The sequence below is a fragment of the Marinobacter sp. UBA3604 genome (genome assembly GCF_002375325.1).
In the GTDB taxonomy this organism is placed as follows: Bacteria; Pseudomonadota; Gammaproteobacteria; order Pseudomonadales; family Oleiphilaceae; genus Marinobacter; species Marinobacter salarius.
Map to the genome: position 1 here is coordinate 46,523 of NZ_DFMB01000055.1, position 8,438 is coordinate 54,960.

Below are 8,438 nucleotides of genomic sequence, written 5' to 3' on the forward strand. Positions count from 1 at the left end.
CATGATGGCTGCCGATTTTAAAGCAGAGCCGTTACCATTTCCTGCCTTAAAGCATTACGCTTAGGCCATCAAAACACCCGGGAGTATTCCACGTCATGGCGATAAAACTCTACCAGTTTGCTATTTCACACTACTGCGAAAAGGCTCGCTGGGCCCTGGATCACAAAGGTCTGAGCTACGAAGCCATCAGCCTTCTGCCCGGCCAGCACATCAACACCATCCGCAAACTGACGGGCGCTGATTCATCGGTACCGGTACTGGACCATAACGGTCACCGGGTTCAGGGATCGAAAGCCATCATTGACTATCTGGACGACACGTTTCCCGAGAACCCGCTTACGCCGACCGACCCGCAGGCCCGCGAGGCCGCGCTGTCCTGGGAGCAGCGGCTGGACGACGAAGCCGGCCCCAGCGTGCGCTGTTACTCCTACCACCACTTCCTGCAACGCCCCAAGGTGGTCGTTCCCATGCTGGCTGCGGGCACGCCCTTCTACAATCGGATTCTACTGAGACTGGCCTTCAGCCGGGTGGACGAGGTCATGCGCAAATGGATGAAGATCAACGAGAAAACCGCCGCGCAGTCGCGGGAAACCATGGAGCGCTACCTGACCGAACTGGCGAATGCCTACCAGGAGAAGCCCTACCTGGCTGGAGACAGCTTCTCCCGCGCCGACCTCGCCGCGGCCTCCTTGTTCGCACCCATGTTCCAGCCCGGCCAATACCCGGTGCCCTGGCCCAAACCGGCGAAAATCCCCAAAGACATCCAGGCCTGGCTGGATCAATGGCAGCCACAGATCCACACGCTGGAAAAGGTCTACACTGCTAATCGCTGAGCCACTGACGGCGCTCTCGGCCGGGTGAATTGCCGGTCCAGCGGCGGTAGGCCCGGGTAAAAGCACTTTGCTCGGAAAAGCCCAACAGCAGAGCAATGTCAGTCAGCGTCAGGGAGGTGTCGTCCAGGTACTGTCGCGCCAGCTGTTCCCGGTTCCGATCGAGCCACTGCTGCCAGCTCAACTGATACCGGGCCAGGCGTCGCTGCAGCGTTCGCGGTGACATGTGCATGGCATGGGCTGCACGCGCAAGGGTGGGCTCGCCATCAGACAACAGTTTCAGCAGTACCTGCTGTAGCTGGCGATCAATGCCCGAGCCCGCCTGTGACGCCTCCGGCAACGCCCGCAGCAGGGCACGGGCCTGCCGGTCCAGCAACTCGCGAAGTGTCGGGTCTCGCCGGGGCATGGGCAGGCTGAGGTAATGCAGCGGAAACCGGACTCGCACATGGCTGTCGTTCCAGGTCACCGGGCAGCCAAAAAACCGTTCGTATTCCCTGGCCGCCTCAGCACTGACGTCACCCAGAAAACTCACTAGCGAGGGCGGAGGGGGCTGATCAATCTGGCGACGCATAAAGGTCACCAATGCTGCAATTGCAGCGCCGTCCGCCTGCTGGCCAAGCTCATTCTCCGAGGGCGGCCAGCGCATTTCCGCCTGATCGCCGACGACCTCGATTTCCGCCAGGCTGGCACCATAAAACAGGGTTTCGTAGCGCTGGTAGGCCAACATGGCCTCGCCGAGGGTGTCGGACGCCAGCACCAGATAGCCGAGCACACCCACATGGGCAGGACGCACACAGGCCCCCACCTTTAGCTCGGGAGCGGCATACTGAGGCGCCAGCGCCAGAGCCAGTCCCTGCGCCAGCAGGTCACGCCACACCGGCACCGGTACGTTGTCTTCCGACGCCCAGCGCGCCAGCGCTATCCTGACCGGGGCATTCTCCAGTCCCTCCTGTTCAAGCCAGTCCGATAGCAGTCCCGTCCAGGCGCCGGTTACCCGCATTACCTTGGCCATGGTTCACCGTCCTCCACGCGCTGCGTCATTCATTGTTGGCACTAATCATCAATTTTGTGGCGTTTATTGTCAATTTATGGCGTCGCCATCGGCGCAGAATACACTCACACCTACAATCACAATACGGTTTCACCATGGCATTGTTGGACATGATGAGGGCGGTTCTTGAGGAGAGCGGGTTGCTGCCCCTCTGGAACACCCTCGCCCCCTGGCTGGCACTGGACGAACGCCAACTGATATTCGTTGTCGCTACGCCGGTGTTTATTGCCGTCACCCTGTGGGAGTACCTGCGGATTCGCCACGACCCCACGCGCATGGACGTACCGGAAGCCCTGCGGAATTTTGCCCTGGGTGCCGGCTACCAAATGACGGAGTTGCTGTTCGCGGGCCTGATCGCCTTTCCCGTATACGCATTCCTCTACCATCACCGCCTGCTGGATCTGAAACTGAACTGGGCAACGGGTCTTCTGACGTTTGTTGGAGTGGATTTCTGTTTTTACTGGATGCACCGTTCCAGCCACCGCATACGCTGGTTCTGGGCCGCCCATGTGGTCCACCATTCCTCCGAGCGTATGAATTTCTCCACCGCCATGCGCCAGAATGCCACCAATATCTTTAACGGCATGTGGCTGTTCTATGTGCCCCTGGCGTTGATCGGCTTCAATCCTGTGTGGATCGGCGTGGCTTATGCCCTCTCACTGGTGTACCAGTTTTTCATTCACACCACGCTGGTTGGCAAACTGCCAGGCTGGGTGGAAACCGTATTCAACACCCCCAGCCATCACCGGGTTCACCATGGCCGCAACCCCGGCTATATCGACCGCAACTACGGTGGCACCCTGATCGTCTGGGACCGACTGTTCGGCACCTTTGTCGCCGAAGACGAACAGGCACCACCGGACTACGGCATTACCCGACCGATACACTCCAGGAACCTGCTGGTGCTGTGGACCCACGAGTACGTGGACCTGTTCCGGGCCATGGCCCGACCAGGCGGCCTGCAAGCCCGCCTGAAGCACCTGTGGAAGCCACCCGAATGGGATCGGGACGCGGACTAGCGCCACAAAAGCCGGATTTTCCGGCTCCGTCTCACATTAAGGCCCGATTTCCGGCTAGACTCCCGTTTACGCCACCAAACCGCCCGGAATCGACCAACATGGACCTGCAGGAAAGTTTCATCAACAGCCCCGATCACCATCGAATTCCGTTGCTGTCGTGGGCGGCGGAGGCCCCGTCGGCCGTGCTGGTCATTGCCCACGGCATGGCGGAGCATGCAGCCCGCTACCAGCCGCTGGCGCTCTGGCTGAACCAGCAGGGGGTATCGGTGATTGCGATCCAGCATCGAGGCCACGGACCGCATTGCCCCGAAACTGACCTTGGCCATTACGCCGACCACAAGGGCTGGCAGAAAGTAGTGGACGACCTGCAGCAAGTCGTTGTCCATGCCAGAAAGCAACACCCCGACCTCCCGCTAACGCTGTTCGGCCACAGCATGGGTTCGTTCATCGCCCAGGCCTTCAGCCAGCAGTATGGTGACCAGATCGACAGACTGATCCTCTGCGCGACCAATCGTATCGACAAGCCGAAGTTGCTGACCTCCCTGGCACTGGTCCGCTCTCTCCGGGCACTGCGCGGGAAACGGCACCACAGCCGCCTGATCGACAATATGACCTTCGGTGCCTTCAACAAGGCGTTCTCCCCCAATCGCACCAGCCATGACTGGCTCAGCCGCGACCCGCAACAGGTGGACCGCTACCAGAGAGACCCACTCTGCGGCTTTCCCTGCACGGCAGGCCTATGGTCCGACTTCATTGGTGGCATGCTGACCATCAATCCAAAAACATGGCGCAAGGACCTTCCGATACACCTGCTGGCCGGTGACAGCGACCCAGTTGGCGAGATGGGACAAGGTTTCAACCGGCATGTTGCCAACCTTCGTGGCGCCGGCCTGCTCGTTGCCTCCGACCGTCTGTTTCCCGGCGCCCGTCACGAACTGGTCAATGAAACCAATGCTGACGAGGTCTGGCACCACATCCTCGACTGCCTGCGTACCGAGGCAGACTCCGGCGCGTAAAAACATGACGCCGACCGGCCCGGGGCGCTAAGATCAATGCCACCCAACTAATCGGAGTAAGCCCATGTTTACCAACAGAGTCGTGTGGATCACCGGCGCGTCATCCGGCATTGGTGAGGCCTTGGCGGCCAGGTTTGCGCGCGAAAATGCAAGAGTTGTTCTTTCGGCGCGACGCCAGCCAGAGCTGGAGAGGGTCCGCCAGCGCTGCATTGATGCCGGCGCCGCCCCGGAAAACATGCTGGTATTGCCTCTTGACGTTACCGACCTGCCCTCACTTCCGGTAGCTGCCGACCACGTCATCAGTCACTTCGGCCAGATCGACCTGCTGATCAACAACGCCGGCCTTTCCCAACGCTCTCTGTGCAAAGATACCGATCTGTCGGTGTACCAGAAGCTACTGGATGTGGATGTGATGGGGCAGATTGCGCTGACCAAGGCCGTGCTCCCCCATATGCTGGAGCGCCAATCCGGACACCTGGCGGTGACCGCCAGCGTGGCCGGTAAAGTCGGCGTCCCCCTGCGCACCGGCTACTGTGCCGCCAAGCACGCGGTGATGGGCTTCTTCGACGCCCTGCGGGCCGAGGTGGAAGACGATGGCATTCTGGTCTCCACTATCACCCCCGGTTTCATCCGCACGGACATTTCCCGCAATGCCCTGGCGGCCGATGGCTCTGCCTTCGGCGAGGAAGACGAGAACATTGCCGGTGGCATGGACGTCGGCGAGTGCGCGGATGTCATCGTCAGCGCGCTGGCCAGGGGAAAGCGAGAGATTCCCGTCGGCAAGGGCAAGGAAATGGCAGCGCTTTGGGTCAAGCGTGTCGCTCCCGAGATGATGTTTAAGTTGGCGCGCAAGCAGAACTGAATCTGGAGTCACTGAAAACGGTTATGTACCAATCCACGTCAGCGGATCATCTACCAAGAGTCTGTCTCTTACGCATTGCCACGCTGCTGTTTTTTTCAATAGCCAGCCCCCCGGTCATGGCCGGTGACGTCAGCCTCGGCGTTGCTGCTAATTTCACCGACACCACCCGCGAACTGGCCAAACAGTTTGAAGCCAAGACCGGCCACACGGTTTCAGCCAGCTTCGGGTCCACCGGCAAGCTGTACGCCCAGATCCGGAACGGTGCGCCCTTCGACGTGTTCATGGCCGCCGATGCACGCAGGCCGGCGCTTATTGAGAAGGCGCGGGCCGGCGCCCCCAATACCCGCTTCACCTATGCCCGGGGCAAGCTGGTGCTTTGGAGCCCGACCCCGGACGCTTTCGGGGACGCTGAGAGCTACCTGGCCCAGCAAACGTTCGCAAGGCTGGCCATGGCAAACCCGAAGACCGCGCCCTACGGCCTTGCAGCACAACAGGTTCTGGAACATTTAGGCCATTGGCAGGCACTGCAGGCGAAGCTGGTTCGTGGCGATTCCATCGCCCAGACCTTTCAGTTTGTGGTCAGCCGCAACGCCCAGGCCGGCTTTGTAGCCCTGTCTCAGGTAACATCCTGGGACGACAAGGAAGGCTCCCTATGGAACGTGCCCCAGGACTATTACCAACCCATTGACCAACAGGCTATCCTTTTGAACCGGGGAACCAGCAATGAGGCAGCCCTGGCCTGGATGGATTTCCTGAAATCGAACACTGCCATCGCCACGATCCGGGGCTATGGCTATGACCCCGCTTACGACACGGCTGACTGATGCTTGAAACCTACTGGGACCCGGTCTGGCTGACACTCAGGCTGGCCACGACCACCACATTGTTGCTGCTGCTCATTGGCACGCCCATCGCCTGGTGGCTGGCCCGCTCCCGGCGCTGGCTGCGCCAGCCGGTTGCAGCGATCGTCGCCCTGCCCCTGGTGCTGCCACCCACAGTGCTCGGTTTCTACCTGTTGCTGGTCATGGGGCCTGACGGCTGGGTTGGCCAGATAACACAGTCCCTCGGGATCGGCCTGTTGCCATTTACCTTTGAGGGCCTGGTGGTGGCGTCGGTCATATACTCCCTGCCATTCACCGTTCAACCTCTGCAGAATGCCTTTGAAGCCGTAGGCGAGGGGGTCATGGAAGCCGCCGCAACCCTTCGTGCCGCCCCGTGGGAGCGGTTCCTGTTTATCGCCGTGCCCCTGGCAAGAAACGGATTCCTGACCGCCTCCGTGCTCACCTTCGCCCACACCATCGGTGAGTTCGGCGTGATCCTGATGATCGGTGGCAACATCCCGGGTGAAACCAAGGTGTTGTCGGTGGCCATCTACGACCACGTGGAATCCCTTGAGTACGCCCAGGCCCACTGGCTGTCCGCCGGCATGGTGGTGTTCTCCTTTGTGGTTCTGGTGACCCTCTACGCGCTTAACGGCAAAGCCCGCGCGGGAGCTCTCAGATGACCGCCACTATCCATGCCCGCTTCCGGTGTGCCTTTCCGGGGTTCGACCTGGACGTTGACCTGACCCTCCCGGGTACCGGCATTACCGCCCTGTTCGGGCACTCCGGTTGCGGCAAGACCACGCTGCTTCGGTGCATGGCAGGCCTTCAGAACGCGCCCGGAACCATGACCGTTCTGGGCGAACCCTGGCAGACGGAAGAGCTCGTCCGGCCGGTACACAAGCGCGCCCTGGCGTACGTGTTCCAGGAAACCCAGCTTTTTCCCAACCTGAACGTCCGCAGGAACCTGGAGTTCGGTTACCGCCGTATTCCCGCCGGCGAACGACAGATCAGATTCGATGACGCCGTTCGCTGGCTTGGCCTGGAATCCCTCCTGGAGCGCATGCCGGCCGGACTTTCCGGCGGTGAGCGCCAGCGGGTCGCGATTGCGCGGGCACTGCTGACCAGTCCAAGGCTGTTACTGATGGATGAGCCGCTGTCTGCTCTGGACCGAGCCAGTAAACAGGACATCCTGCCCTACCTCGAGAGGCTCCGGGACACCCTCGCGATTCCCATCATCTACGTGTCCCACTCCACGCCAGAGGTCGCCCGCCTGGCCGACCACATCGTGATGATGGAGGATGGCCGGGTGGTGGCCCAGGGCCCGCTGCAGGAAACGCTCGCCCGCACCAACAACCCCTTTCGACTGGAAGACGATGCCGGGGTTCTGCTGGAAGGACGGATCGACCATCTGGACCCACGCTGGCATCTGGCCCTGTTCAGGTTCGACGGGGGCCAACTGTGGTTGCGCCAGGACGACCGGCTGACACCGGGAGACAGGGTTCGTGTGCAGGTCCTGGCGCGGGATATCAGCCTCGCGCTGGCTGAGCATTCCGACCAGAGCATCCAGAACCTGGTTCCGGCCATCATCGATCAGGTCGATCCGGATGTGGCGCCGGGCGTTAGCCTTGTCCGGCTTCTGGCGGGGCCAACCCCGCTGTTATCAAGGCTGACCACCCGCTCCGTAGACCAGCTCGGCCTTGAACCCGGCAAGACCGTGTGGATGCAAATAAAGTCCGTAGCTCTCGTGGACTGACACCTTTGGCCCGGTGTTTGGCCCGCCCTGCTATCCGGCGTCGGCGCCAGGATGGTTACCCTGACCTGACTCTCAAACACAGGGCAGGTATTGATTGTGGGCAATCATCAAACACACTGGGTGCACAGCGGCGGGCTCACTATCCATGCCGTTACCGAAGGCCATCCGGACTCGACGCCGCTGGTGTTGGTTCATGGCTACCCGGACAATCTTCAGGTCTGGGACAAGGTCAGCGCCGCCTTGAGCCAGGAGTATCTGGTGATCCGTTACGATGTCCGTGGTGCCGGCAAGTCCGGCAAGCCCCGAAAAACCCGGGATTATCGCCTGGCCCTGCTGGCCGACGACCTCCAAGCGGTGGTAGACACCCTGATCCCCGGACGCGAGTTCCACCTGATCGCGCATGACTGGGGGGCGATCCAGAGTTGGGAGTCCGTCACCGGAGAGCCCTTGCAGAATCGCATTCGCTCCTACACCTCCATTTCCGGCCCCTGTCTGGACCACATCGGCTTCTGGCTCCGGAAACAGCTGGAAACACCCGGGCTGGCAGGGGCAGCGAAGGTACTCCAGCAACTCACAAGCTCCTGGTACGTGTTCCTGTTCCAAGTGCCTGTGATCCCGGAAATGATCTGGAAAGCCGGCCTCGACAGGCTCTGGCCAGGGTACCTGAAGCATCATGAGCAGGTTGCCGATGCCAGGTTCAGCGCCTCCCAGAAGTCCGACGGGCTGTATGGGGTCAAGCTTTACCGGGCGAACTTCCTGACCCGGTTGCTGCGGCCACGAACCCGCGTGGCGCGCTGTCCGGTCCAGGTAATCATCCCGACCAGGGACGCATATGTGCGCCCTCAACTGAACGAGCATCTGGTTCGCTGGACCGGAAAATTAACCCTGCAAACGCTGGATACAACCCATTGGGCGCCACTGACGGAACCCGAAGCCGTATCTCGTGCCGTCCGCACATTCGTGGCTGCACACCCCTGAGCTGCCCCATACATCGAGTAGGAGGGGGAGTTACCTTCCCCGTCCTCTCACACCACCGGGCATACGGTTCCGTACCACGGCGGTTCATGGTCGGCTCTGAAGCCG

The 8,438-nt window shown here is 61.2% G+C and carries 9 protein-coding genes; 8 read left to right on the top strand and 1 reads right to left on the bottom strand.

The window, feature by feature from the left end; translation table 11 throughout:
- Positions 1 to 95: 95 nt before the first annotated feature.
- The gene (locus B2590_RS16305; protein WP_127401904.1) at positions 96 to 833 is read left to right on the top strand and encodes a glutathione S-transferase family protein; all 738 of its coding nucleotides are present in this window, start codon (positions 96 to 98) and stop codon (positions 831 to 833) included.
- On the opposite strand, the gene B2590_RS16310 is transcribed toward B2590_RS16305, so the two are convergent.
- The gene (locus tag B2590_RS16310; RefSeq protein ID WP_127401905.1) at positions 823 to 1,842 is read right to left on the bottom strand and encodes a helix-turn-helix domain-containing protein; all 1,020 of its coding nucleotides are present in this window, start codon (positions 1,840 to 1,842) and stop codon (positions 823 to 825) included. The genes B2590_RS16305 and B2590_RS16310 overlap by 11 nt on opposite strands.
- 134 nt (positions 1,843 to 1,976) lie before the next feature.
- Here B2590_RS16310 and B2590_RS16315 point away from each other — a divergent pair, with 134 nt between their 5' ends.
- From B2590_RS16315 to B2590_RS16345, 7 genes are all read left to right on the top strand, one after another.
- Complete coding sequence (locus tag B2590_RS16315; RefSeq protein ID WP_127401906.1) at positions 1,977 to 2,900, top strand: sterol desaturase family protein; 924 nt, start codon at positions 1,977 to 1,979, stop codon at positions 2,898 to 2,900.
- A 98-nt stretch (positions 2,901 to 2,998) separates the two neighbouring features.
- On the top strand, positions 2,999 to 3,916 hold the full coding sequence (locus B2590_RS16320) for an alpha/beta fold hydrolase (protein WP_127401907.1): 918 nt from the start codon (positions 2,999 to 3,001) through the stop codon (positions 3,914 to 3,916).
- Positions 3,917 to 3,980: 64 nt separating this feature from the next.
- Positions 3,981 to 4,778 carry an SDR family oxidoreductase gene (locus tag B2590_RS16325; protein ID WP_127401908.1) on the top strand — a complete coding sequence of 266 codons (798 nt, stop codon included), beginning with the start codon at positions 3,981 to 3,983 and terminating at the stop codon, positions 4,776 to 4,778.
- A 23-nt stretch (positions 4,779 to 4,801) separates the two neighbouring features.
- Positions 4,802 to 5,602 carry a molybdate ABC transporter substrate-binding protein gene (modA, locus tag B2590_RS16330; protein ID WP_127401909.1) on the top strand — a complete coding sequence of 267 codons (801 nt, stop codon included), beginning with the start codon at positions 4,802 to 4,804 and terminating at the stop codon, positions 5,600 to 5,602.
- A complete protein-coding gene (modB, locus tag B2590_RS16335) occupies positions 5,602 to 6,282 on the top strand; it encodes a molybdate ABC transporter permease subunit (protein ID WP_127401910.1) in 681 nt (226 codons plus the stop codon). Before modA ends, modB begins: the two co-directional genes overlap by 1 nt.
- Positions 6,279 to 7,355 carry a molybdenum ABC transporter ATP-binding protein gene (gene modC, locus B2590_RS16340; RefSeq protein WP_127401911.1) on the top strand — a complete coding sequence of 359 codons (1,077 nt, stop codon included), beginning with the start codon at positions 6,279 to 6,281 and terminating at the stop codon, positions 7,353 to 7,355. The genes modB and modC overlap by 4 nt, the downstream gene beginning before the upstream one ends.
- 96 nt (positions 7,356 to 7,451) lie before the next feature.
- Positions 7,452 to 8,333: an alpha/beta fold hydrolase gene (locus B2590_RS16345; RefSeq protein ID WP_075194218.1), complete on the top strand. Its 882-nt coding sequence runs from the start codon at positions 7,452 to 7,454 to the stop codon at positions 8,331 to 8,333.
- Positions 8,334 to 8,438: the final 105 nt, after the last annotated feature.

Coding starts and splice junctions, on each gene's coding strand:
- B2590_RS16325 (WP_127401908.1), top strand. CDS start 3,981: ATGTTTACCAACAGAGTCGTGTGGATCACCGGCGCGTCATCCGGCATT.
- modA (WP_127401909.1), top strand. CDS start 4,802: ATGTACCAATCCACGTCAGCGGATCATCTACCAAGAGTCTGTCTCTTA.
- B2590_RS16315 (WP_127401906.1), top strand. CDS start 1,977: ATGGCATTGTTGGACATGATGAGGGCGGTTCTTGAGGAGAGCGGGTTG.
- B2590_RS16320 (WP_127401907.1), top strand. CDS start 2,999: ATGGACCTGCAGGAAAGTTTCATCAACAGCCCCGATCACCATCGAATT.
- modC (WP_127401911.1), top strand. CDS start 6,279: ATGACCGCCACTATCCATGCCCGCTTCCGGTGTGCCTTTCCGGGGTTC.
- B2590_RS16310 (WP_127401905.1), bottom strand. CDS start 1,842: ATGGCCAAGGTAATGCGGGTAACCGGCGCCTGGACGGGACTGCTATCG.
- B2590_RS16305 (WP_127401904.1), top strand. CDS start 96: ATGGCGATAAAACTCTACCAGTTTGCTATTTCACACTACTGCGAAAAG.
- modB (WP_127401910.1), top strand. CDS start 5,602: ATGCTTGAAACCTACTGGGACCCGGTCTGGCTGACACTCAGGCTGGCC.